This is a genomic window from Bradyrhizobium archetypum (assembly GCF_013114835.1).
Classification (GTDB): domain Bacteria; phylum Pseudomonadota; class Alphaproteobacteria; order Rhizobiales; family Xanthobacteraceae; genus Bradyrhizobium; species Bradyrhizobium archetypum.
Window position 1 is genome coordinate 712,996 of the sequence record NZ_JAAVLW010000002.1, and the last position, 25,098, is coordinate 738,093.

The 25,098-nt window shown below is 64.3% G+C and carries 15 protein-coding genes and 4 pseudogenes; 9 read left to right on the forward strand and 10 right to left on the reverse strand.

Features of this window, described 5'->3' with window-relative positions:
* Positions 1-14: 14 nt before the first annotated feature.
* The gene (locus tag HCN50_RS07795) at positions 15-848 is read left to right on the forward strand and encodes an FTR1 family iron permease (protein WP_311967453.1); all 834 of its coding nucleotides are present in this window, start codon (positions 15-17) and stop codon (positions 846-848) included.
* On the opposite strand, the gene purB is transcribed toward HCN50_RS07795, so the two are convergent.
* Entirely contained in the window at positions 849-2,156 is a 1,308-nt protein-coding gene (purB, locus tag HCN50_RS07800; protein WP_171709021.1) for an adenylosuccinate lyase, read from the reverse strand.
* 164 nt (positions 2,157-2,320) lie between these two features.
* A pseudogene (locus HCN50_RS07805) lies at positions 2,321-2,614 on the reverse strand (helix-turn-helix domain-containing protein); the annotation flags it as partial.
* Between HCN50_RS07805 and HCN50_RS33555 the strand changes: the two are divergent.
* The 3 genes and pseudogenes from HCN50_RS33555 to HCN50_RS07820 all read left to right on the forward strand — a co-directional run.
* Positions 2,574-3,143, forward strand: a pseudogene (locus HCN50_RS33555) (DUF2135 domain-containing protein); the annotation flags it as partial. The pseudogenes HCN50_RS07805 and HCN50_RS33555 overlap by 41 nt on opposite strands.
* Positions 3,136-3,723, forward strand: a pseudogene (locus HCN50_RS07815) (hypothetical protein). The pseudogenes HCN50_RS33555 and HCN50_RS07815, both read left to right, overlap by 8 nt.
* Before the next feature lie 347 nt (positions 3,724-4,070).
* Positions 4,071-4,667 carry a TetR/AcrR family transcriptional regulator gene (locus HCN50_RS07820; RefSeq protein ID WP_171709023.1) on the forward strand — a complete coding sequence of 199 codons (597 nt, stop codon included), beginning with the start codon at positions 4,071-4,073 and terminating at the stop codon, positions 4,665-4,667.
* A gap of 92 nt (positions 4,668-4,759) precedes the next feature.
* Here the strand turns inward: HCN50_RS07820 and HCN50_RS07825 are convergent, their stop codons facing one another.
* Positions 4,760-6,049: a serine hydrolase domain-containing protein gene (locus tag HCN50_RS07825; protein ID WP_171709024.1), complete on the reverse strand. Its 1,290-nt coding sequence runs from the start codon at positions 6,047-6,049 to the stop codon at positions 4,760-4,762.
* Between the two features lie 457 nt (positions 6,050-6,506).
* On the opposite strand from HCN50_RS07825, the gene HCN50_RS07830 reads away from it, so the two are divergent.
* Entirely contained in the window at positions 6,507-7,247 is a 741-nt protein-coding gene (locus HCN50_RS07830; RefSeq protein ID WP_171709225.1) for a metallophosphoesterase family protein, read from the forward strand.
* A gap of 6 nt (positions 7,248-7,253) precedes the next feature.
* Positions 7,254-8,684 carry a serine/threonine protein kinase gene (locus HCN50_RS07835; RefSeq protein WP_171709025.1) on the forward strand — a complete coding sequence of 477 codons (1,431 nt, stop codon included), beginning with the start codon at positions 7,254-7,256 and terminating at the stop codon, positions 8,682-8,684.
* Between the two features lie 24 nt (positions 8,685-8,708).
* Here HCN50_RS07835 and HCN50_RS07840 read toward each other — a convergent pair whose 3' ends face one another.
* Positions 8,709-9,092 carry a DNA-directed RNA polymerase subunit N gene (locus HCN50_RS07840; protein WP_171709026.1) on the reverse strand — a complete coding sequence of 128 codons (384 nt, stop codon included), beginning with the start codon at positions 9,090-9,092 and terminating at the stop codon, positions 8,709-8,711.
* A gap of 331 nt (positions 9,093-9,423) precedes the next feature.
* Between HCN50_RS07840 and HCN50_RS07845 the strand changes: the two genes are divergently transcribed.
* Positions 9,424-10,917, forward strand: coding sequence for an FAD-dependent monooxygenase (locus HCN50_RS07845; protein ID WP_171709226.1), 1,494 nt, complete (start codon positions 9,424-9,426; stop codon positions 10,915-10,917).
* A 38-nt stretch (positions 10,918-10,955) separates the two neighbouring features.
* Here the strand turns inward: HCN50_RS07845 and rpe are convergent, their stop codons facing one another.
* Positions 10,956-11,657, reverse strand: a complete 702-nt coding sequence (gene rpe, locus HCN50_RS07850) for a ribulose-phosphate 3-epimerase (protein ID WP_171709027.1) — start codon at positions 11,655-11,657, stop codon at positions 10,956-10,958.
* Positions 11,658-11,908: 251 nt separating this feature from the next.
* On the opposite strand from rpe, the gene HCN50_RS07855 reads away from it, so the two are divergent.
* Complete coding sequence (locus tag HCN50_RS07855) at positions 11,909-12,658, forward strand: EF-hand domain-containing protein (RefSeq protein WP_171709028.1); 750 nt, start codon at positions 11,909-11,911, stop codon at positions 12,656-12,658.
* A 10-nt stretch (positions 12,659-12,668) separates the two neighbouring features.
* On the opposite strand, the gene HCN50_RS07860 is transcribed toward HCN50_RS07855, so the two are convergent.
* From HCN50_RS07860 to HCN50_RS07870, 3 genes are all read right to left on the reverse strand, one after another.
* Positions 12,669-12,881: a KTSC domain-containing protein gene (locus HCN50_RS07860; RefSeq protein ID WP_171709029.1), complete on the reverse strand. Its 213-nt coding sequence runs from the start codon at positions 12,879-12,881 to the stop codon at positions 12,669-12,671.
* A gap of 53 nt (positions 12,882-12,934) precedes the next feature.
* Positions 12,935-13,930, reverse strand: coding sequence for a P1 family peptidase (locus HCN50_RS07865; RefSeq protein WP_171709030.1), 996 nt, complete (start codon positions 13,928-13,930; stop codon positions 12,935-12,937).
* Positions 13,931-14,140: 210 nt separating this feature from the next.
* Positions 14,141-16,504: an MASE4 domain-containing protein gene (locus tag HCN50_RS07870; RefSeq protein WP_171709227.1), complete on the reverse strand. Its 2,364-nt coding sequence runs from the start codon at positions 16,502-16,504 to the stop codon at positions 14,141-14,143.
* A gap of 321 nt (positions 16,505-16,825) precedes the next feature.
* On the opposite strand from HCN50_RS07870, the gene HCN50_RS07875 reads away from it, so the two are divergent.
* The gene (locus HCN50_RS07875; protein WP_171709031.1) at positions 16,826-17,224 is read left to right on the forward strand and encodes a response regulator; all 399 of its coding nucleotides are present in this window, start codon (positions 16,826-16,828) and stop codon (positions 17,222-17,224) included.
* Between the two features lie 45 nt (positions 17,225-17,269).
* On the opposite strand, the gene HCN50_RS07880 is transcribed toward HCN50_RS07875, so the two are convergent.
* Positions 17,270-18,766: an HWE histidine kinase domain-containing protein gene (locus HCN50_RS07880; RefSeq protein ID WP_171709228.1), complete on the reverse strand. Its 1,497-nt coding sequence runs from the start codon at positions 18,764-18,766 to the stop codon at positions 17,270-17,272.
* A gap of 16 nt (positions 18,767-18,782) precedes the next feature.
* Positions 18,783-24,983, reverse strand: a pseudogene (locus HCN50_RS07885) (HAMP domain-containing protein); the annotation flags it as partial.
* Positions 24,984-25,098 lie beyond the last annotated feature (115 nt).

A 25,098-nucleotide genomic window follows, 5' to 3' on the forward strand; every position in this document is an offset into this window, starting at 1 on the left:
GAACAAAGCCGATCGTGATTGCCGCACTGATCATCGTATTCCGTGAAGTCTTCGAGGCCGGTCTGATCATCGGCATCGTGCTGGCGGTCACGCGCACGGTGCCGCACCGCAACGGCTGGATCGCCGGTGGCGTGCTCGCAGGCGTGCTGGCGGCTTGCCTGGTCGCCGTCTTCGCGGGCGCATTGTCGAACCTGTTTGCCGGCATGGGGCAGGAGGTCTTCAACGCGGCCATCCTCGCGCTCGCTGTGGTGATGCTCACCTGGCACAATGTCTGGATGGCCCGCCACGGCAAGGAGCTTGCGGGCGAGTTGCGCGCCGCGGGTCAGGCGGTGGTCACAGGCGAGAAATCGCTGCTGGCACTTGCAATCGTGGTCGGCGTTGCCGTGCTGCGCGAGGGCAGCGAGGTCGTGCTGTTCCTCTACGGCGTGCTGGCGACCGGCAGCGACACGACATGGGGCGTGGCGCTGGGCGGTTTCGCCGGACTGGTGCTCGGCGCGCTGGTCTGCTGGCTGACTTATGTCGGGCTGCTCAGGATCCCGCCGCGTGCGCTGTTCACGACCACGACCGTGCTGATCGCGCTGCTTGCGGCCGGCATGGCGGCGCAGGCGACGGCGTTCCTCGAGCGGGCGAACTGGCTGACCGCGCTCGACAGCGTGGTCTGGGATTCGAGCTGGCTGCTTTCCGACTCAAGCCTGCTCGGCAAGGCGCTGCACACGCTGATCGGCTACACCGATCAGCCGACCGCGATGCAACTCACCGTCTATCTGGCGATCCTCGCCGTGACCTTTGTGCTGATGCGCCTCTACGGAGCGCCGGCGAAGACAGCAACGCCCGCGCCGGCGGAATAATCAGCTCTCGCCGAACACCCGCCTGAAGATCGTGTCGACGTGCTTGAAGTGATAGCCGAGGTCGAACTGCTCCTCGATTTCGGCATCGGTCAGGTGCTTCTTTACGTCCGCGTCTTTCTTGAGCAGCGTCTGGAAGTCGCCTTCGCCGCGCCAGACCGGCATGGCGTTACGCTGGACGTATTTATAGGCGTCCTCGCGGCTGGCGCCCTTCTGCGTCAGCGCGATCAGGAGCCGCTGCGAATGCACGAGCCCGCCGAGGCGTTCGAGGTTCTTTTGCATGTTGGCGGGATAGATCAGGAGCTTGTCGATCAGGCCGGCAAGCCGCATCAGCGCGAAATCGAGCGTCACGGTGGCATCGGGCCCGATCATGCGTTCGGCGGAAGAGTGCGAGATGTCGCGCTCGTGCCAGAGCGCGACATTCTCCAGCGCCGGCGTCACGTAGGCCCGCACCATGCGCGACAGGCCCGTGAGGTTTTCCGACAGCACCGGATTGCGCTTGTGCGGCATCGCCGACGAGCCCTTCTGGCCTTCGGAGAAGAATTCCTCGGCTTCCAGCACCTCGGTGCGTTGCAGATGGCGGATTTCGATGGCGAGCCGCTCCACGGAAGAGGCGATCACGCCAAGCGTGGCAAAATACATCGCATGGCGGTCGCGCGGGATCACCTGGGTCGAGATCGGTTCGGGCTCAAGCCCCATCGCCTTGGCAACATGCGCTTCGACGCGCGGATCGATCTGCGCAAAGGTGCCGACGGCGCCCGAGATCGCGCAGGTCGCGACTTCCTTGCGTGCGGCGACCAGGCGCTCGCGGGCGCGGGAAAATTCCGCATGGGCGTAAGCCAGCTTGAGCCCGAACGTCACCGGCTCGGCATGGATGCCGTGGGAGCGGCCGATGGTCGGCGTCATCTTGTGCTCAAAGGCGCGCTTCTTCAGCGCGGCCAGAACCTTGTCGATATCCGAGATCAACAGGTCCGCGGCGCGGGTGAGCTGCACGTTCAGGCAGGTGTCGAGTACGTCGGAGGAGGTCATGCCCTGGTGGACGAAGCGCGCCTCGGGGCCGACGATTTCGGCCAGATGGGTCAGGAAGGCGATGACGTCATGCTTGGTCTCGCGCTCGATTTCGTCGATCCGCGCCACGTCGAAGGTAGCGTCCTTGGCCTTGGCCCATATCGTCCTGGCGGCTTCCTTGGGGATCACGCCGAGTTCCGCCAGCGCGTCCGCCGCATGCGCCTCGATCTCAAACCAGATCTTGAAGCGGGTCTGCGGCTCCCAGATGGAGGCCATTTCCGGGCGGGTATAGCGGGGGATCATCGAAAACTCCGGACGAGCAGGGGCGGGCGCGAGGCTGTCCCCGGCCGATTGGTTTTACGCCGCGCTTTAGCAAATCGGGCCGGGAGAGGCCACCCATACGGGGCGGTCGAGACGGGAAAACCGGGTACTCCGGGCAGGGCGCATAGCCGCCCGAGCGGCCGCCGCTACAGGCTGGCCAATCCGCACTCCACGGCCAGCCGGACAAGCTGGGCGTCCGTCCGCATGCCGGTCTTGGTCTTGATCAGGTAGTGGTAGTTCTGCACGATCTTCATGCTGAGATTGAGGTTTGCGGCGATCTGTTCCGTGGTCGCGCCGGCCGCCAGTTGCCTTAGGATCTCGATCTCGCGTTCTCTCAACTGATCGAGCACCGAGGCCGAAGGGGAGAGGCTTTCCATCGCCAGCACGCGGGCGATGTCGTCGCTGATCGCCTGCTCGCCGCGGACGATCGAACGGATCGATTGCAAGGCCGAGTTCATCATCACCATGGACTGGCCCGACAACCACCCTGATGACCTCGACCTGTTCGTGCAGGACCCCGCCGGCAACATCGCCTGGTATCGCCGCCGCGAGGCCGGATTCCTCACGCTCGACCGCGACGACCGTGGCGGCGCCAACGATTTCATCGTCGTCAACGGCAAGAAAATTCCTTCGCCGATCCGGGAGGAGATCGTCACCCTGCGTGGCATCGTCCCGGGCGAATACACTGTCAACGTCTCGCACTTTCAGGCCACGACCGGCCAGCCCGTCGAGGTGAATGTGAAGGTCCAGAAGCTCAATCCGACCGCGCAGGTGATCTTCGACAACAAGCTGACGGTCGACCATACCGGCCACGAAAAGACCGCGCTACGCTTCTGGCTCGATGCCAAAGGCAAGGTGGTCGACGTCCAGCAGCGGCACAAATCGCTGATGGAGACGTTCCGCAACGTCCGCGCCAATGGCGCGGACATCGATCCGAAAACCGGCGTCCGGATGCCGCGCCGTGAATAGCCTGCAATCGGTCGTCCTCATCCTCTCCATCAGCTACGCGCTGATCGGCGCGCTGCTCTTGATCGTGCTGGTCTATGCGCGGCTGCCGTGGCAGGCCAAGCCGCGGTGGTCGTGACCAGCGCGTTCTACATTGCGAGCTTCGTCGGCGCGCGCGGGCTGCTGGGCTGGGCGACCATCGACCGGCTGCCGGCCAGCTTCAAGCTGCTGCAGGTCCGTATCGTGGAGCCGCATTCGCTGGAGGGCATCCGGGCTCGATCTATCTCTGGGTCGAGGCACTCGATGACGGCAATCGGCCGAGCGGCGTCCCGCGGGCCTACCGCCTGGCATATACCGATAGCCGCGCGCAAAAGACCGACAAGGCGGCTTCCGAGATCGCCGCCGGCCGGCCGCAGGGCGGCCGCGCCGCCGATTTTGGCGGTGGCGGGGGCAACCTGCTTCAGCCGCCCGTGAGTACATCCTGGACACGTCGGGCGGCGACCCCTCGACCGGCGGCGGATTGGTCGCGGCACCCCGCGACGGCGACGGGGTGTCGTTTACCCCGCTGCTGGCGCCGCGAATGCCGCCGAAGGACGAGCAGTAGCGTTTAGGCAAGGGCACCAGGGCGCCCTGAGTTGCTTCGTCACTCACGGATTATTGAATGACAGATATTGAAATCTGTCAGCGAGACATGCTATATTCATTGCCGACGCCGGTACTCGGGCGTCACCCGGCTCGTTGGCTCTGGGGCCGGGGACTTGCAAAGGACTACCCTTATGACGACCCATCTCATTCATCTGGCCGCCCAGATCCAGCGCTGGCTGGACCAGAGCGTCGCCCGCCATCTGGCTGCCCAGGCCGAGCGGCTGGAGCCGGCAAAACATTGATCTCGCCTAGGGCGCTGCACGGGGATTAAATGACCACCCATCCGATCGTTTCGCAGGTGTGCGCATGAACGAAGTCGTGGTTCTCACCCCTGAACGCATTCTGGAGGTCACCGAGGATGTGTTGCGCCGCTATGGCCTCGCCAAGGCAACCGTGGTGGACGTGGCCCGCGCGCTCGATGTGAGCCACGGCAGTGTCTACCGCCATTTCCCCAGCAAGGCCTCGCTGCGCGAGGCGGTGGCCAAGCGCTGGCTCGACCGCCTCAGCGCGCCCTTGTTGAAGATTGCGGAAGCTTCCGGCCCGGCGCCAGCGCGGCTGGAGAGCTGGCTGCGCACCATGTTTACGATCAAGCACAAGCGGCTTAGCGACGATCCCGAGATGTTTGCGACCTATCTGGCGCTGGCGCGCGAGGCCTGCAGATCCGTGAGTTGCCACAAAGACTGCCTTGTCGATCAGATCGCGCTGATCCTGTCCGACGGCGTCAAGCAGGGCGCTTTCGAGATCGCCGACATTAAGGCATCGGCACGCGCCATTTTCGATGCCACCAGCCGTTTCCACCACCCCGCTCATGCCGAGGAATGGAACGAGCCGGGCGCCCCGGCCCGGATCGATGCGCTGCTGGCGCTCCTGCTCAAGGGTTTGGAAGCGCCGCGCAAGCACTGACGCGCCTCGTTTGTCCTGAGCACGACAACAAGAGCTGTACCCAGGTGTCGGCGGGCACCTGGAGCTATGCGGCCAATGCTGGGTATTGAACCTCAATCGGCCGTGTAGAACGCTTCTCGAACAAGATTCGCGATCGGGCCGGAGCCGATAATCGCCGTCTGCGTCAGGACCAGGCCGACGACGCGGTTTGCCGGATCGATCCAAAACTGCGTGCCATACACGCCGCCCCACCCATAGCTGCCGGCCGGAAGACGGCTCTTGGCCGCAGCCGGGTCGGTCACTATCCCAAATCCGAGCGTGAAGCCCCAGCCGGGCCCGCGAAGTGTCCGCATATCGCCGGTCGCGTTCTGCGTCATCTGTCGGACCGTTTCCGCGCGGAGCACCCGCACTCCGTCGAGCTCGCCTTGGTTCAGCAGCATCTGCAGGAATCGCGCGTAATCCCCGATGGTGCCGCTCATGCCGGCGCCTCCAGAGTTATAGGCGGTCGGAGCGAAGGCGCGGTCCGGGTCGAGATTGATAGTGCCCTTGGTGGGCGGGAACGGCACAGCCTCGGGTCCCGTCACAGGAACATAGCCCGTGCCGAGTGCACCCGTAACCTGTGCGGGCCGGGTCACCTGCACGAAGCTCGAGCGGATGGTTTCAGGTACGTTGAACACAAAGCTCTGGATCCTCAGAGGCTTTGCGATTCGCTCGATTACGAAAGCTTCCAGGCTGGCTCCCGTCACCTTTTCGATGATGGCCCCGAGCACGTCAGTGGCGAGCGAGTATTCCCAGCTCGTACCGGGCTGATAGCCAAGCGGAACGGAAGCAAGGCGCTGCATCGCTTCGGCCGTGGTTACCTGGGGCTGGTCCAGGCCGTCGGTCACGCGCGCTTCGCGGTATGCATCAACGAGTCGGGGATTGTTGATGAAGTTGTAGGAGAACCCGGCGGTGTGGCTCAGCAGCTCTCGGATCGTCGGGGGCCTGCTCGCCGGAACTTCGGCGCCGTCCGGCCCACGCACCCGCAGGTTAGCGAACTCGGGGAGAAAACGGCTGACCGGATCATCCAGGCCGATCTTGTCCTGCTCGACAAGGATCATTGCTGCCACTGAAGTGACGGCCTTCGTCATTGAGGCGAGGCGGAACATGTCTTTCTCGCCGATCAGCGAGTTGCTGCCGACCTCTCGAATGCCGACGCTGCGGCTGTAGACCGGGCGTCCATTTTCGAGGATCAGCACCACAATACCCGGAGTGCTGCGACCTTCGACCAATCCCCGAAGGGTTTCATCGAGTTTTGCGTTGCGCGCCTCGGGCGAGAACGCCAATGCAACTGGGGTGGCATAGAGCGCAAACGCTGTCACTCCTGCCCAAAGCAGTCCGATCACAAGACGACGTGAGATCATGATATTTCCTCCCATAGATGGTTTCTGACTGCCCATCGGTCAGCCAATCCAGATCGGAAAAACCGGAGCCTAGACGGCGCCGCGGTATTTTTGACTTGAAACCGCAAAAGGCGTGGTCGCGAACGACCTGTGGTGAGCGGCAATTACACCCGGCGCGCAGGGCATTCCATGCGGCACTTGCAGACGCAAAAATCAACGTACCACATCCGCTGGCTGCCGTCGCAGATAAAACACGGTAGCCGTGCTCCGAAGCACGGCCATGTGGCACGGTGGACTCGACTCAGACGGCTGGCATTGTGTTGCGCCATACCGGAAAAAAAGTTTATCGGGCAACGAGATTCTGGTCGTCTGGCGGCCTGCAGGCATCCGGCATGATTGCGGCCTGGGCGCCGCCTGTTGTTTGATATCCATCAAGGCACGCGCCAACACGGGCGCGATAATGGATTGGGAGGAAAACGTGCGGCTGGCGCTGTTTGCCGATATCCACGCCAACCGGCAGGCCTTCAGCGCGTGCCTCGACTTTGCGCGCGCCCGCGGCGCGGAGCGGATCGTCTGCCTCGGCGATATCGTCGGCTATGGCGCCGATCCGGAATGGGCCGTCGACACGGTGATGGATCTCGTCAATGATGGCGCGATTGCCGTGATCGGCAATCACGATCAGGCCATCGGCACGCCGTCGGAAACCATGAATGCCGCGGCCCAGATCGCGATCGAGTGGACGCGCGGCAGGCTGAGCTTGGCGCAGCGGCGTTTTCTGGCGGAGTTGCCGCTGACCCTGCGCGAGGACGATCGCCTCTACGTGCATTCCGAAGCCTCGCAGCCCTCGCAATGGCGCTATGTGCGCGACACGCCGCATGCGGCGCGCAGCCTCGAGGCGACCGATGCGCACGTCACGTTTTGCGGACACATCCACCGGCCGGCGCTCTATTCGATGTCCTCGGCGGCAAAGATGACGAGCTTCATCCCGACGACCGACGTGCCGGTGCAATTGCTCGGCGGCCGGCGCTGGCTCGCCGTTCTCGGCTCCGTCGGCCAACCGCGCGACGGCGATCCGGCGGCCTCGTTCGCAATGCTCGATACCGCCTCGCGCGAGATCACCTATTGCCGCGTGCCTTACGACGTGGAGACCGCTGCCGACCGAATCCGCGCCAACGGCCTGCCGCGCTGGCTGGCCGACCGTCTTTTGGACGGGAGGTGAGGGGCGATGGCGAGGCCTGCAATCGCGCCCGGCGCCGAACTCGATGGCTTCACGATCGGGGAATGCGTCCATCACGGCGGCATGGCGACGCTATGGACGGTTACCCATCCTGGCATCTCCATGCCGCTGTTGATGAAGGTCCCGCGGGTTGCCGAGGGCGAAGACCCGGCGGCCATCGTCTCTTTCGAAATGGAACAAATGATTCTGCCGCGGCTGTCGGGTGCGCATGTGCCGGGCTGTTTCGGCACCGGCGATTTCGACCGGCAGGCTTACGTCGTCATGGAGCGCATTGGCGGCAAGACGCTCTATAGCCGCATCGACAAGTTGCCGATCCCGTACGAAGAGGCGAGGGTACTGGGCGGCAAGGTCGCCACTGCGCTTGCCGACCTGCACGGCCAGAACGTCATCCATCACGACATCAAGCCGAGCAGCATCATGTTTCGCCCCTCCGGCGAATGCGTACTGATCGATTTCGGCCTGTCGCACCACAACCAATTGCCGGACCTGCTGCAGGAGGAGTTTCGTCTGCCCTACGGCACCGCGCCGTATATGGCGCCGGAGCGCCTGCTCGGCGTGCGCGACGATCCGCGCAGCGACCTGTTTTCGCTGGGCGTGCTGCTCTATTTTTTCACCACCGGCGAGCGGCCGTTCGGCGAGAGCGAGACGCTGCGCGGCATGCGCCGGCGGCTGTGGCGCGATCCCTATCCGCCGCGCAAGCTTAAGATAGACTATCCGCCATGGCTGCAGGAAATCGTGCTGCGCTGTCTTGAGATCGAGCCGGTGTGGCGGCATCCGACGGCGTCCCAACTGGCGTTCGAACTGGCCCATCCCGAACAGGTCAAGCTGACGGCGCGGTCGGAGCGGCTGCAGCGCGATCCGCTCAGCACGGTGTGGCGGCGCCGCTTCAACCGCGGCTTGACGCTGCCGAAGCCGAAATCCAGCGTGGCCGCGCAACTGGCGTCGGGGCCGATCGTGGTCGTGGCGATCGATACCGAGGAGGGAGCAAGAACGCTCAACGAATGCCTGCGCCGGACCGCCGCGCAGTTGCTCTCGACCTTGCCGTCGGCGCGGCTCGCCTGCCTGAATGTGCTCAAGCTCGGGCGCATCACCATCGATCGCACGCTCGACGAACAGGGCAACAACAAGCACATCGACCGCATGGTCGCGCTGCGCCACTGGGCGCGGCCGCTTGAGCTCGATGAAAGCAGGCTCACGGTACATGTGCTGGAGGCGGTCGATCCCGCGGCCGCGATCCTGGAATTCACCAGGGCCAATCATGTCGATCACATCGTGATCGGCGCACGGCAGAATTCGATGCTCCGCACGCTGCTCGGCAGCGTTTCAGCCAAGGTTGCGACTGAGGCCGACTGCACGGTGACGGTGGTGCGGCCGCCGCGATCGGCGGCGACGCCGGCAGAAGAAGATAGCACAGGGTAACGCCGGATCGGCCGTCGAATGCACTCACTCAAGCGTTTGGACCGGCGGCGCCTTTGAGCGCGGCGGGTTCGGCACGGGATAGCTCGTGACGCTGCTGCTTCGTTCGGCTGGACCGGCGGATGCGGGAGATGTGGGACCTGGGCCGACAGCTTCCGCCCTCGCACCTCGCACGCTGTCACGCGATGACTGCCGGCGGTGCCGCGACGAGCGCGGGCCGTCGAGTCCCCACGAGCGCGAGATCGAAGGCCCCGCGGTATAGCCGACGAAGGCACCGGCAACGGCCCCGACCGGACCTAGCACGACGGCGCCGGCCACCGCACCCAGCGCGGCGTCGCCTGCACGCTGCGCAACCGCGGCAGAGGGCGCGAGGACCAGGAGCAATGCAGCTGTGGTGAAGGCCTTGATCATACTTGTGTCCCATCCGTGAAAGGCGGGATGCTGATCTGGCTTTATGGCGAGATGCGTGACGTTTTGTGGCCGCAGCGTGGAGCTTTCGGGTTCCGTGCCCTGTCGCGCGGCTGGTGTGGCTTTCCTGCCGCTGACTTTCGCGTTTGGGCGATGCGCTCCATCGCAGACGAAGCGGAAAGGCGGACATCACCTCTCCCAGCTCAATATGTATCGCGCAAGGGGCTTGCTTCAAGACCTCGGTCATCCCGTAGAGCCGCCGGCCGAAGCCACAACCTACGGGAGTCACCAAATGAGTGTGTTGTCGTCGACGAGCGGGCCGCGTGCGGCCGAGATGAGCCTTGCCGCCGCTGCCGACGGGAGCGGCCACGCGGTAGTGATCGTCGGAGGCGGTCCGACAGGGCTGATGTTGGCAGGCGAGTTGGCGTTGGCCGGCGTCGACGTTGCCATCGTCGAGCGGCGCCACAACCAGGAACTCGCCGGCTCGCGTGCCGGCGGCCTGCACTCACGCACCATCGAGATTCTCGATCAACGCGGGATCGCTGATCGGTTCCTGTCGCAGGGACAGGTGGCGCAGGTTGCAGGATTCGCCATGATCCGGTTGGACATCAGCGACTTTCCTACGCGACACAATTACGGGCTTGCGCTTTGGCAGAACCACATCGAGCGCATCCTCGCCGGCTGGGTCGACGAGCTGGCGGTGCCGATCTATCGCGGATGTGAGGTCACTGGTTTCGCTCAGGATGACACCGGCGCTGACGTCGAACTGTCCGACGGCCAGACGCTGCGGGCGAAATATCTCGTCGGCTGCGACGGTGGACGCAGCCTGATCCGCAAAGCAGCCGGCATCGCGTTTCCCGGCTGGGATCCGACAACGAGCCATCTCATCGCGGAGGTCGAGATCGCGGAGGAGCCGAAATGGGGTATCCACCACGATGCTCGCGGCATCCATGGACTGAGCCGGTTGGAGGACGGCGGGTCGGTGCGGCTGATGGTGACCGAGCAGCATCTTGGATCCACCGGCGAACCCACCCTGCACGATCTCAGCGAGGCGCTGATCGCCGTCTTCGGGACCGACTATGGGATCCACAGCCCGACCTCGATCTCCAGATTTACCGATATGACCCGGCAGGCGGCGTCCTATCGCAAGGGGCGCGTGCTGCTGGCCGGCGACGCCGCACATGTGCATTACCCCGCGGGAGGACAGGGCCTCAACACCGGGGTGCAGGATGCCGTGAATCTCGGATGGAAGCTGGCCCAGGTGGTCAAGCAGACGTCACCGGAAAGCCTGCTCGACACCTATCATGCCGAGCGCCACCCGGTCGCTGCCCGCGTGCTGCGCAATACGATGGCGCAAGCCGCGCTGATGCGCCGCCCGGACGACCGCATCAACGCGTTGAAGGACACCATGTCCGAACTCCTCGGCATGGACGAGCCGCGCAAGCGTTTCGCCGCGATGATATCGGGTCTGGACATCCGGTACGACCTCGGCGAGGGACACAAGCTGCTCGGACGCCGCATGCCCGACCTCGACCTGATCACGGCCGGCGGCCCGTTGCGGGTATTCACCCTGCTGCACGGCGGGCGGCCCGTGCTGCTCGACCTCGGCCATCCCGGCCGTCTCGACATCGCACCCTGGGCGGATCGGGTCGACCTGATCACCGCCGAATATGTCGGTGCGTGGGAGTTGCCGGCCATCGGCGAGGTTGCTGCGCCGAGCGCCGTGTTGATCAGGCCGGACGGATATGTCGCCTGGGTCGGAGACCGAACTGAACTCGGGCTCACTGATGCGCTAGCCACCTGGTTCGGACCGCCGCGAACTCGGTGATCGCGGCTTGGCTCGGCCTCGCTTCAGGGCAGTCTTGGTCAGATCGCTTCGCCGCGCGCCAGCGCTGCCGCGTTACGGATCGCGGAAATATTGGCCTTGTAGGCTTCCATGGTGCCGCCCTTGAACACCGCGGAGCCCGCCACCAGCGCATTGGCGCCGGCGGCGACTAGCCGGCCGGCGACGTCGGGCGCCACGCCGCCGTCCACCTCGATGTCGATCGGCCGGCCCGCGGCCATCGCCCTGACGTCGCTGACCTTGCCGAGCGCGGACTTGATGAAGGCCTGGCCGCCGAAGCCGGGATTGACCGACATCACCAGCACCAGATCGATCAGGTCGATGACATATTCGATCGCGCTCGCCGGCGTGCCCGGGTTGAGCGAGACGCCGGCCTTCTTGCCGAGCGCGCGGATCGCCTGCAGCGAGCGATGCAGATGCGGGCCGGCTTCGGCATGGACGGTAATGTGATCGCAGCCGGCTTTTGCAAACGCCTCGAGATAGGGATCGCAGGGCGAGATCATCAGATGCGCGTCAAAAATCTTCTTGGTGTGCGGACGCATCGCCTTGATGACGTCGGGGCCGTAGGAAATGTTCGGCACGAAATGCCCGTCCATCACGTCGAGATGGATCCAGTCGGCGCCGGCTGCGTCCACGGCGCGAACTTCGTCACCGAGCTTGGCGAAATCCGCCGCCAGGATCGACGGTGCGATGACGAGGGGACGTGGCGCAAATTGCTGGGACATGCGGTCTTTCCCAAACTTCTTCGGAACGGCTCCGCGTAACACGCAGGGTGGCCGGGAGCAATAAGTGCGGGAAGGCCTGGCTGTGGACGGAAAAATCTGCCGTGACAGGCAGCTATTGCCGGGTCTGCGGATTCGAACGCGATGCGACAATGGCCGGTTTTATTGGGTTTTTCGGATGGCACGGCACTTGCTGAGGAAAGCGGAACACGAATTGTGGGCCGCGGTCCGCGCGGCATTGTTGGAGTTCCGCCATGTTCTTTGCTCTGGGCGCCGCATCGTCGGCGATCGATGCCCTCAAGGCGCTGACGTCGTCGAAATCGTCGGCGCAAACCGCCGGCGTCAGCCAGAATTCCGAAAGCCCGTTCGCCTTCCTGTCCTCGAACACGTCGGCTTCGATCGGCCAGGGAGCTGGTTCGGGCGGCAGCGGCTGCTCGCCGATATCGCCGGAAACCATGAGTGCGCTGCTCGACGCGCAAAGCCAGTCCTCGGGCGGATCAACGATGGCTTCGAAGAGCCGCCACGCCGCGCTGAAGGACCTGTTCGGGCAGATCGATGGCGACGGCGACGGCAAGATCACCAAGGCGGAATTCGAGGAGGCGCTTGGCGCCGGCGGCAGCAACCTCGCGCAGGCCGACAGCGTGTTCGGCAAGCTCGACCAGGACGGCGACGGCTCGGTCAGCCTCAAGGAACTGGCATCGGCGCTGCGGCCTAACAAGGGGCACCGTCGTCCGGATGAGGCAAGCGGTAGCGACGGATCAGGCTCCGATCCAATCTCGCAGGCACGACAAGGCGCGACCACCACGACCGTGACCAACACCGACGGTTCGGTGACGACGTCGCTGACCTATGCCGACGGATCGAAGGTGACGATGACGTCGCCGGCGTCGGCAAGCTCGTCCAGCGCCGCGACGTCGTCCTATAATTTCATCGAGCAGATGATCCAGCGCGAGGCGAAGGCGATTTCGTCCGCAGCCACCGCATCGCTCTCGCTCAGCGCCTGACTGTCGGCCGTTACGCCGAGCGTTCATTGGCGATCTCTCGATACGGGTAGCGGTCGCGAATCTCGCGGTTGAAAAAGCTGCCTTTTGCGAAGGCCGCCCTGAACGCCTCGAACACGTCAGGCGGAACGCCTTCATAGACGTAGCGGCGCCCGGTGACGAAGGTCACCTGCAAGGCGCGCCGGGCGGCATCATAGCGATAATTGCGTATCACCGTGGAAGGCATGGCGGCATCCCGAGTCGATCCTCAGCAACAACGCCATCATCGCAGCTTCGTTGCTAGCCAAAACGATCCTTCCAGGCGGGTAGCGCGCCGGCGAAGGACAGAGCGGTCGCGGCGTGAACGCCGCGCGCGATTGCGCGCGCCAACGTGTTGGCGGCCAACATGCCGAGTTCGGTGAGGCCGAACAGCGGATCGATCGGCTTCTTGCCGGTCGCGGCAGCGAACACCACGTCGCCGTCCAGCGGCGCATGCACCGGATAGATGGCGCGCGCCATGCCGGTCTGCGCGATCATCGCCAGCCGTCTGGCCTGCGTCTTGGTCAACGCGGCATCGGTGACCACCACCGCCAGCGTGGTGTTCTCCGCAGGCGTCGCTGACGGCCCACCCTTGAGGCGGGCTCGCAGCATGCCGGGCGTGAACGAAGGCGGCAGTCCGCGCCCGCCAAACTCGTTGCCCTCTTCGAACGGGGCTGCCCAGAACCAGGGACCATCGCCGATCGTCACGCTGCCGACCGCGTTGACCACCGCGAGCGCGCCGACGGTGACGCCGCCTTCGGTCTGTGCGGAAGCCGAGCCAAGCCCACCCTTGAAATTGGCCGTGGTCGCGCCGAGCCCGGCGCCGACGCTGCCGAGCGCGAAATCGGCGCCCGCCGCCTTCGCCGCAGCGTAGCCGAGATCGCGATAGGGCGGGAAGCGTCCCCATGCCTTGTTGCCGCCGTTGAGCAGATCGAAGCAGATCGCGCCCGGAACGATCGGAATGATCGCGTCGCGGATGCGAAAGCCGCGCCCCTGTTCGGCAAGCCATGCCTGCACGCCGCCCGCGGCATCAAGCCCGAGCGCCGAACCGCCGGAAAGCGCGATGCCGTCGATCGCCTCGACGGTGCTCTCGGGCTTGAGCAGCGCATCCTCACGGGTGCCGGGCCCACCGCCGCGCACGTCGATCGAGGCGACGGCGGGAGAATCGAACAGGATCGCGGTGACGCCGGAAGCGGCGCTTGCGTCGTGGGCGTGGCCGACATGAACGCCGGCAATATCGGTGAGCAGGTTTTTCAAAGCGCCGGTCCGTGGGCTGGATCCACCCTAATTCTACCGCGTTAAACCCGTTCAAACCCTCATCCTGAGGAGCCGCGGAGCGGCGTCTCGAAGATGTGGGCCACAGACGGGGCCTCATGGTTCGAGACGCGCTTCGCGCTCCTCACCATGAGGGGCTGGTGACGCAGAGGACTAAGGCCTTCCACGGATATATCAGCCGGAGCGCTTGCTTCAACTGGCAAGCGCCAGCCTGATCATCCGGGCAAGCTCTGCTTTACGATAGGGCTTTGCCAACAGCAGCACGCCGGAATCCAGCCGGCCGTGATGGACGATGGCGTTCTCGGTATAGCCCGACGTATAGAGCGTCTTGAGGCCCGGCCGCCGCTTCAGCGCCTCGTCGACGAGCTGGCGGCCGTTCATCGGGCCGGGCATGATCACGTCGGTGAAAAGCAGATCGACGGTGCTGATACCCTCGATGATGCGCAAGGCATCGGAAGCGTTGGCCGCCTCCAGCGTTTTGTAACCCAGGCTCTCGATCTGGGTCATCACATAGCGGCGCACCAGCGCATCGTCCTCGACGACGAGCACTGTTTCGTTGCCGCCCTCGAGGTTAGCCGCGACCTGCGCTTCCGCAGCAGTCTGCTGCAATCCAGTTGCCCGCGGCAGGTAGATCTTGACGGAAGTGCCGTGGCCTTGCTCGCTGTAGATCTTGATGTGTCCGCCCGACTGCTTGACGAAGCCGAACACCATGCTCAGCCCAAGGCCGGTGCCCCTGCCGACTTCCTTGGTCGTGAAGAAGGGCTCGAATACACGGTCGAGCAGCGCGGGCGGGATGCCGCTGCCGGTATCGCTGACGGCGATCATGACATAGTGGCCGGGCGTGACCTCGCTGTGCATGCCGGCATAGCTCTCGTCGAGATAGACGTTGCTGGTCTCGAGCGCAAGCTTGCCGCCGCCCGGCATAGCGTCGCGCGCGTTGATCGCGAGGTTGAGGACGGCCGTGGTGAGCTGGCTCGGATCGGCCAGCGCGGTCCATGCATCATCGGCCAGCAGCGGCGTGATTTCGATTTGTTCGCCAAGCGTGGGGTGCAAGAGCTTCGCCGCCTCCAGCACCAGCGCGTTGACGTCGACTTCGACGGGTTGCAGCGGCTGCTTGCGGGCAAAGGCGAGGAGATGTTTGGTCAAATTGGCCCCGCGTTCGGCCGCCTCGTCGATCATTTTCGCGACGGCGGCGAGCTGCGGCTGATCGGCGACCGCTTCCTCCAGAATGCCGATGGTGCCGGTGATCACGGTCAGGATGTTGTTGAAGTCGTGCGCGACGCCGCCGGTGAGCTGGCCGACCGCGTCCATCTTCTGCGCATGCCGCAATTGGGCTTCCGCAGCCTGCTTCTCGGTCAGGTCGCGGCCGATGAAGAAGTGGCGGCGCACCGGCTCCGACCACGTTCCGGTCCAGTTCAGCGCGACGGGCTTGCCGTCCTTGCTGATATAGCGCGTCTCGAAATTGCGCTTGTTCTTTCCCCGGCGCCCCGCCCGCATCTCCTTGCGGGTGTGTTCGAGATCGTCCGGGTGTATGAACTTGATCGCGTTGTGTCCGACCATTTCCGACGGCTGATAGCCGAGGATATCGGTGACACTCGGGCTGACCTGGATCAGATTTCCCACGGAATCGCTTACCAGGATGAGGTCGTTCGAAGATTCGAATATGCGCCGCCGCTCTTCCATCTCCTGGCTAAGCGCCTGCTCCGTGCGCCTGCTTTCCGTACGCGATGTTCCGAGCAGGCGCGCGAGCTTTGCCTGCAGTCCGACATTGTCGACCAGCAACACGGCGAGCACGAAGCTTGCGGCGCAGAGGCCGTAGATGCGGCCGAGATAGAAGCCGACATCGAAGCGCGCCACGTTCAGGATTGCGGACAGAGCGATGTCGAACAGCCAGGCGCTCATCACGACCATCAGCCAGACGTCGAGGACGGAATACGGCCTGCGCAGCCACAGCACCGCGAGTGCAGCGAGGCTGAGGCCCCATACCGTCGAGACGACGCCGAGCATGATAGGCGTGTAGTGACCGCCACTCAGAAGGATCGGCAGACGGTCGTGTTGCGCGGTGACGACCCAGGTGAACAGAGCCATTGCGGCACCGACCGCAACGATGCTTGCAACAACCGCCGTTCGCGCCGAGCCTCCTACCTTGGGTTCGCCGTCCCTGGCCTTGAGCAGCGCATAGGCGAGCACCATGAGCGGGAATACGCCGTGCCAGACCATGTAGAGCCAAACGGTGGTCTGCGTTCCCGAACCCAGCAGCCCGCCCGGCGCAAACAGGCCGGGAAAGGTGAGGGCGTGGACGACCGCCGCCGTCGCCGTGAACAGATAACCGCTCGCGAGCAGCAGCAGTCCCCGCGAACGAGAAATCGTAAATTGCGAATACAGGAGGACGGCGGTGATCAGGTCGTTGATGGCGAGCGCGGACTGATAGCTGGCAACGAACGCCGGGATCGGGGTAAGCGGCACACCGGCAAACGGCACCGCGGAGGCGAACAGCACCGCCGAGATGACGACCACGACAAGCGCGAACGTGCAATCGTTGCGGGTCGCCGGCATCGTGGAAAGAAAGATGTTGCGCTCGTCACCCAACAATCGGCTCCGGCAAACTGGCAGCGAACGCGCCAAAGGCTTCAAACACGCATAAACAATCTATCCGATGCGGTCGAACGTCCCGGCGACATACCCCGCGCGGGAATCCGACCTATCAGCCTAGGCTAGCGGCGCCTCGGCAGGAATCAACCCAGGGTATGAAGGGAACAGCAGCGCGCCGATGAGGGTAACCGCCTCTTTACCGACTGGCTGAATAATGCCCGCGGAACCGCTCAAATCCACCAATTCCATCGTAAGCTGTTGGCACGACCGATCCGGGAGGCTCCCATGCCCCGCGTGCTTGTTGTTGACGACCAAGCCGACGTTCGTGCGATGATTTCTATCGTGCTGCGCATCCATCATTTCGAAATTGTCGAAGCGGCCAGCGCCGAGTCCGCATTGAAGCTGTTCGAGGGATCAAGCTTCGACCTTGCCATCGTGGACGTCTTTCTGCAGGGCACCAGCGGCTCTGATCTGATTACAGCGTTGCGCGCCCGCGTGCCGGGGCTGCCTGTCATTGCGATTTCAGGAATGACCGCGCTGGAATTTCTGTCCGAAACGCCCGAGCTCTCCAACGTGGTCTGTCTGCAGAAGCCGTTTCGGCCGCCGGATCTGATACGTGCGATCGAAGCGGCGCAGGGATCGCTGCAGCCGTCGGCCGGTGCCGTCGCAGCATTGGCACGATAGGTCGTTGAAGATCGTGCTTGATTGCGGCTGATCCGCGAGCCGCCGCTACCGCTCGGCGCGTAGCAGACCATTGCCGTCGAGGGCGGCAACGTCGCGGATCGGAACCGGATCGGCGGTGAACTGCCGTCGCGTCAACGGCACCGAGAGGCGGCAAACCAGGCCCTCCAGGCGCCAATCGAATTCGGCCCGGCCGCCGAGCTGCGACTCGATGCTGGCAATCACGCTTCTGGTCCCGAACCCTCGCGATATCGGCTTCCCGACCGGCGGCCCGCCGGTCTCTGTCCAGGTGATCTTGAGCAGGCCCGCCTGGTTTTCCCAGCTCACGGCCAGCCGGCCCGACAGCGCCGACAAGGCACCGTATTTTGCGGAATTGGTGACGAGTTCGTGCAGCGCGAGCGCGATCGTCTGGGCCGTCGCCGGTTCGAGCTGAACCTCCGGTCCGGACAAGTTGATCTGCTCGCCGGTCGAATAGGGCGCCAGCTCCTCGTCGATCAGCTTGCGTATTTCGGCGCCTTGCCAGCTCGACAGCGACAGCACGGTGTGCACGCGCGCAAGGGCATTGATCCGTCCTTCGACCGAACGGATGTAGGTCTTCACGTTCTCGCCCCGCGTCAGCCGGACGATGGATTGCGCCAGCGCCAGCGCGTTCTTGGCGCGATGATCGACTTCGCGTGCGAGCAGGGTCTGACGCTCTTCGGCCTGTTTGCGCTCGGTGATGTCAACGGTCACCCCGCTGACGCGAATGACCCGGCCGTCCTTGTCGGCACTCGCCGCCGCCGTTCCGGCGCACCAGCGCATCTCGCCATTCGGTCGGATGATGCGAAATTCCGCTTCGTACGACTTTGCACCCTTGGCGAAGCTGGCCCACGCCTCGTGCAATTCATGAACATCGTCGGGATGAAACAGCGCCTGGATATTGGCCGGGGTCAGCTCGAAGCTTTCGGGATCGACGCCCAGGATCTGATACTGGCCTTCGTCCCACATCCAGTCGCCATTGACCCAGTCCCAATCCCAGGATCCCATCTTTCCGGCGGCGATCGCCAGGCTGCGGCGCTGCTCGCTTTCCAGAAGCCGGGCGTGCGACTCCTCCAATTCAGCGGTGCGGGCGCGTACGCGATCCTCAAGTTCGGCATTAAGGCGCTCGAGCTGGCGTGTCTTGCGATAGAGCTCCGCGAACACCTTGATCTTGGCGCGCAGCACCTCCGGCACAACCGGCACCGGGACGTAGTCGACCGCGCCCATCTCATAGCCGCGCAGCCGGTCGATGTCGCTGACCTGGATCGCAGAAATGAAGATCATCGCCGTCTTCTGGAAGCGGGGATGCTCGCGGATCATGGCGGCGAGCTCGAAGCCGTCGAGTTCCGGCATGCAGACGTCGACTAGGATGATGGCAACGTCGTTCTTGAGCAGAAACTCGAGCGCTTCGCGCCCCGACGAGGCCTTGACCAGGTTCTCGCCGAGTTCCTTCAGGATGACCTCATAGGCGAGCAGCTTCGCCGGCTGATCGTCAACCAGAAGAATGTTTACCTTCTCTTGGTCCATCATCTGCTTACGCCGGTCAGCGGTGCAACCACATTCGGATAGCGAGCAGCAACTGCTCGGTATTGACGGGCTTGGCGAGATAGTCCGAAGCGCCGGCTTCGAGGCATTTCTCGCGGTCGCCCTTCATCGCCTTGGCCGTCAGCGCGATGATCGGCAGGCGGCTGAACGACGGATTTTCTCGAATAACGCCCATCGTCTGATAGCCGTCCATTTGCGGCATCATGATATCCATCAACACGATTGCGATGTTCGGATTAGACTTGACCAGCGCGATGGCCTCGTGGCCCGTCGTCGCGGTCAGCACCTTCATGCCGCGCCGTTCGAGCACACTCGACAGCGCGAAGATGTTGCGGGCGTCGTCATCAACCAGAAGCGCGGTCTTGCCAACCAGGTCCTCGTCGGAGCTATTGAGCTTTTCGAGCATTCTCTGCTTCTCGACCGGCAATTCCGTGATCACACGGTGCAAAAACAGCGACGTTTCGTCGAGCAGGCGTTCCGGCGACTCGACGCCCTTCACCACGATGCTCCTCGCCATGGTGTGAAGTTCCGCGTCTTCCTCGGCTGAAAGTTCCCGCCCTGTGAACACCACGACCGGCACGTTCGACAGCGTTTCGTCGTTGCGCAGCTTGTCGAGAACCTCGAAGCCGCTCATGTCGGGCAGGCGCAGATCCAGCACGACGCAGTCACACGGCTGGTTTCGCATCGTCGACAACGCATCCGCGCCGGTGTCGGCGGTGAGAATCTCGATGTCGTCGTGACCGAGCAATTCGGTGATGCTCATCTGCTCGGCGGCATTGTCCTCCACGATCAGGAGGCGCTTGCGGCGCGGCTTGGCATATTCCTTGATCTGCGACAGCGCCGCGCTGACGCCCTCTGGCGTTGTCGGCTTGTTGACGAAGGAAAACGCGCCGCGCGCCAGCGCGTGCTGACGATCCTCATCGAGCGTGATGATCTGCACCGGAATGTGCCGCGTCAGCGGATTGTGCTTGAGCTGGCTCAATACGGTCCAGCCCAGCATGTCCGGCAGGAACACGTCGAGCGAAACTGCGGCCGGCTGGAACTGCTTGGCGAGATCGAGCGCTTCGGCGCCGCGGCTGGCGACCAGCACCTTGAAGCCCTTGTCGCGGGCCAGATCGATCAGTACCCGCGCATAATGCGGATCGTCCTCGACAATCAGCAGGATCGTATCGCCCGGCGCGAGGTTGAGGCGATCGTCCGGCAATTGCTCGATGATCCGCTCCTGCGTCGTGGCGGCCTGCAACGCCGGCGGCGGCGCGGGCGCGAACGGCGACGGGGCAGGGGGACGCGGTGCAATGGTGGGACCGGAATATTTCAACGGCAGATAAAGCACGAAGGTGCTGCCCTTGCCGGGCGCGCTGCGCAGATGGATTTCGCCGCCGAGCAGGCTCGCAAGCTCGCGGCTGATAGCAAGACCGAGACCGGTGCCGCCGTATTTGCGGCTGGTGCCGGCGTCCGCTTGCTGGAACGCCTCGAAGATCAGTTTCTGCTTCTCCAAGGGAATGCCGATGCCGGTGTCGGTCACCTCGAACGCGACCACGGCGGGTGCATGATTGAGGATCGGATGCTCGGCGCTCCAGCCGCCGACGGCCGCCGACACGTTCAACTTCACGCCGCCTTCCGCGGTGAACTTGAACGCGTTCGACAAGAGGTTCTTCAGAACCTGCTGCAGGCGCTTGGAGTCGGTCACCATGCTGCGGGGCAGATTCTCGTCGACATTGACGTTGAAGGAGAGGTGGCGGTTCTCGGCCTCGTGCTTGAACGGCCGCCCGACGGTCTCCAACAGGCTCGACGTCAAGATCTCCTCGGCGTCGACGGTGACCGTGCCGGACTCGATCTTCGACAGGTCGAGGATGTCGCTGATCAGGTTGAGCAGGTCGGTGCCGGCGCCGTGGATGGTGCGGGCGAACTCGACCTGTTTCGGCGACAGGTTGCCGTCGGGGTTTTCGGTGAGCTGCTGGCCGAGGATCAGGATGCTATTGAGTGGCGTGCGCAGCTCGTGCGACATGTTGGCGAGGAATTCGGACTTGTACTTCGAGGTCAGCGCGAGTTCGGTTGCCTTTTCCTCAAGTGCGCGCCGCGCCTGTTCGATTTCCTGGTTCTTTCTTTCCACCTCGACGTTGCGCTCGGCGAGCTGCTGGGCCTTCTGTTCGAGCTGCTCGTTGGTCTGCTGCAGTTCCTTCTGCTGCGTCTGCAATTCGCCGGCGAGCTGCTGCGATTGCTTCAGCAGGCCTTCGGTCTGCATCGTGGCCTCGATCGAGTTGAGCACGATGCCGATGCTGTCGGTCAGTTGTTCGAGGAAGGTCATTTGCGACGTCGTGAAAGAGCCGATCGAGGAAAGCTCGATCACCGCCTTCACCTGGTTCTCGAACAGCACCGGAAGCACGACGATATTCTTCGGGATCACGCGTAGCAGCGCCGAATTGATCGGCGCGGTATCGCTCGGGATATCCGATACCAGCCGTTGCCGCTTGTCCATGGCGCATTGGCCGATCAAGCCTTCGCCGAACTGCACGACCTGCGGATGCGGATTGGCGCCATCGCCGGCATAGGAGGACAGCAGGCGCAATTGCGCGGTTTCGGCGTTCTCCACCTGGTAGATCGCGCCCATATGCGCGTTGACGAGCGGCGCCAGCTCGGTCAGCAGCAGCCGGCCGACGGTGGAAAGTTCGCGCTGGCCCTGCAGCATGTTGGTGAAGCGGGCGAGGTTGGTCTTCAGCCAGTCCTGCTCGGTATTGACCTGCGTGGTGAGGCGCAGATTACCGATCATCGTATTGATGTTGTCCTTGAGTTCGGCGACTTCGCCGCGGGCGTCGACCTGGATCGACCGGGTCAGGTCGCCCTTGGTCACGGCGGTTGCGACTTCGGCGATCGCGCGCACCTGCGAGGTCAGGTTGGCGGCGAGCAGGTTGACGTTGCCGGTGAGGTCCTTCCAGGTGCCGGCGGCGCCAGGCACGTTGGCCTGGCCGCCGAGCCGGCCCTCGACGCCGACCTCGCGCGCCACGCTGGTCACCTGGTCGGCGAAGGTCGCGAGCGTCTCGGTCATGTTGTTGATGGTGTCGGCAAGGGCCGCAACTTCGCCCTTGGATTTCACGGTCAGGTTCTGCTTCAGGTCGCCGTTGGCGACCGCAGTCACGACCTTGACGATGCCGCGGACCTGTTCGGTCAGGTTGGCAGCCATGAAGTTGACGGTGTCGGTGAGGTCCTTCCAGGTGCCGGCGACGCCCGGGACCTGTGCCTGACCGCCGAGCTTGCCCTCGGTGCCGACCTCGCGCGCCACGCGCGTCACTTCGCCGGCAAAGGCGTTGAGCTGGTCGACCATCGTGTTGATGGTGTTCTTCAGTTCGAGGATTTCGCCCTTCACGTCGACCGTGATCTTGCGCGACAGGTCGCCGCGCGCCACCGCGGTGGTGACTTCGGCGATGTTGCGGACCTGGGTGGTCAGGTTGGCCGCCAAAAGGTTGACGTTGTCGGTCAGGTCCTTCCAGGTGCCGCCGACGCCTGGCACCACGGCCTGGCCGCCGAGCCGGCCCTCGGTGCCGACTTCGCGCGCCACGCGCGTCACTTCAGCGGCAAAGGAGCGAAGCTGCTCGACCATCGTGTTCAGGGTGTCCTTGAGCAGCAGGATTTCGCCGCGGACGTCCACCGTGATCTTCTTGGAAAGGTCGCCGCCGGCAATCGCGGTCGCCACCTCGGCGATGTTGCGGACCTGCGCCGTCAGGTTCGAGGCCATGAAGTTGACGTTGTCGGTGAGGTCCTTCCAGGTGCCGGCGACTTCAGGTACCTGGGCCTGGCCGCCGAGCTTGCCTTCGGTGCCGACCTCGCGCGCCACGCGCGTAACTTCGGAGGCGAAGGCGTTGAGCTGGTCCACCATCGTGTTGACGGTGTTCTTCAATTCGAGAATCTCGCCCTTAACGTCGACGGTGATCTTCTTCGACAGGTCGCCCTTCGCCACCGCCGTCGTGACTTCGGCGATGTTGCGGACCTGGCCGGTGAGGTTGCCAGCCATCGAATTGACGTTGTCGGTGAGGTCCTTCCAGGTGCCGGCGACGCCGGGCACGTTGGCCTGACCGCCCAACCGGCCCTCGGTGCCGACCTCGCGCGCCACGCGGGTCACTTCGCCCGCGAAACGGTTGAGCTGGTCGACCATCGTGTTGAGCGTTTCCTTGAGCTGCAGGATCTCGCCGCGCACGTCGACCGTGATCTTGCGCGACAGGTCGCCGCCGGCGATCGCGGTCGCGACTTCGGCGATGTTGCGGACCTGGGCGGTGAGGTTGCCCGCCATCGAGTTCACCGAGTCGGTCAGGTCTTTCCAGGTGCCGGCGACGCCGGTCACCTGGGCCTGACCGCCAAGCTTGCCATCGGTGCCAACTTCGCGCGCCACGCGCGTCACTTCGGACGCAAAGGCGTTGAGCTGGTCGACCATCGTGTTGAGCGTTTCCTTCAACTGCAGGATTTCGCCCGATACGTTGACCGTGATCTTCTTCGACAGGTCGCCCTTGGCCACCGCGGTTGCGACTTCGGCGATGTTGCGGACTTGGGCGGTGAGGTTGCCGGCCATCGAATTGACGTTGTCGGTGAGGTCCTTCCAGGTGCCGGCGACGCCGCGCACGTTGGCCTGGCCGCCGAGCTTGCCTTCGGTGCCGACTTCGCGCGCGACGCGCGTCACTTCGCCGGCGAATGCGTTGAGCTGGTCCACCATCGTATTGATGGTGTCCTTTAGCTCCAAAATTTCGCCGCGGACGTCCACCGTGATCTTCTTTGAGAGGTCGCCGTTGGCGACCGCGGTCGTCACCTCGGCGATGTTGCGGACCTGCGCCGTCAGGTTCGAGGCCATCGAGTTGACGCTTTCGGTGAGGTCCTTCCAGGTGCCGGCGACGCCGAGCACGTTGGCCTGGCCGCCGAGCCGTCCCTCGGTGCCGACTTCGCGGGCGACGCGCGTCACTTCGCCGGCAAAGGCGTTGAGCTGGTCGACCATCGTGTTGAGCGTTTCCTTCAACTGCAGGATTTCGCCCGAGACGTTCACAGTGATCTTCTTCGACAGGTCGCCGCCGGCGATCGCGGTGGCGACGTCGGCGATATTGCGGACCTGCGCCGTCAGGTTGGAGGCCATGAAGTTGACGTTGTCGGTGAGGTCCTTCCAGGTGCCGGCAACGCCGGGGACCTGGGCCTGACCGCCGAGCTTGCCTTCGGTGCCAACCTCGCGGGCGACACGCGTCACTTCGGAGGCGAACGAGTTGAGCTGGTCGACCATCGTGTTGATGGTGTCCTTTAGCTCCAGGATTTCGCCGCGGACGTCGACCGTGATCTTGCGCGAGAGGTCGCCGCGGGCGACCGCGGTGGTGACGTTGGCGATGTTGCGCACCTGGGCGGTGAGGTTGCCGCACATCGCGTTGACGGAATCGGTCAGGTCCTTCCAGGTGCCGGCGACGCCGGGGACGATCGCCTGGCCGCCGAGCTTGCCGTCGGTGCCGACCTCGCGCGCCACGCGCGTCACCTCGGAGGCGAAGGAGCGGAGCTGGTCCACCATCGTGTTGATGGCTTCCTTGAGCTGCAGGATCTCGCCGCGGACGTCCACCGTGATCTTTTTCGACAGGTCGCCATTGGCGACTGCGATGGTGACCTCGGCGATGTTGCGCACCTGGCCGGTGAGGTTGTTAGCCATCGAGTTGACGCTCTCGGTGAGGTCCTTCCAGACGCCGGTCACTTCCGGCACCTGGGCCTGACCGCCGAGCTTGCCCTCGGTGCCGACCTCGCGCGCCACGCGCGTCACTTCGGACGTGAAGACGCCGAGCTGCTTGATCATCGTATTGACGATGTTGGCCGATTGCAGGAATTCGCCGCCCAGCGGGCGGCCGTCGACGTCGAGCTGCACGGTCTGCAACAGATCGCCCTGCGCGACCGCGGCAACCGCGCGCGTGACTTCACGGGTCGGCCACAGCAAGTCGTCGATCAGGGTGTTGACGGAGCCCTCCATCTCCGCCCACGAGCCGCTGGTGAGGTCGAACTTGACGCGCTGGCGCGTCTTGCCCTCGCGGCCGACGACCTGGCCGACGCGCTCCAGTTGCTGCGCCATGCGCTGGTTGGCGGCGACGATCTCATTGAAGGTGTCGGCAATCTTGCCCTCGATCCCGAGATGATCGCCGGTCATCCGGACCGAAAAGTCGCCCGCGCGCATTGCCTGCAGGGCGTGCAGGAGATCCTGCATCGGGTCGGAGGTGCCGTTGGTGGATGGTGGTTTGGGCTTGTTGACGCGGCGAACGGAGGGTGATGCTCCAGGGGAAAGATCACTCATGGTGTTTCCTTGGCCAGTT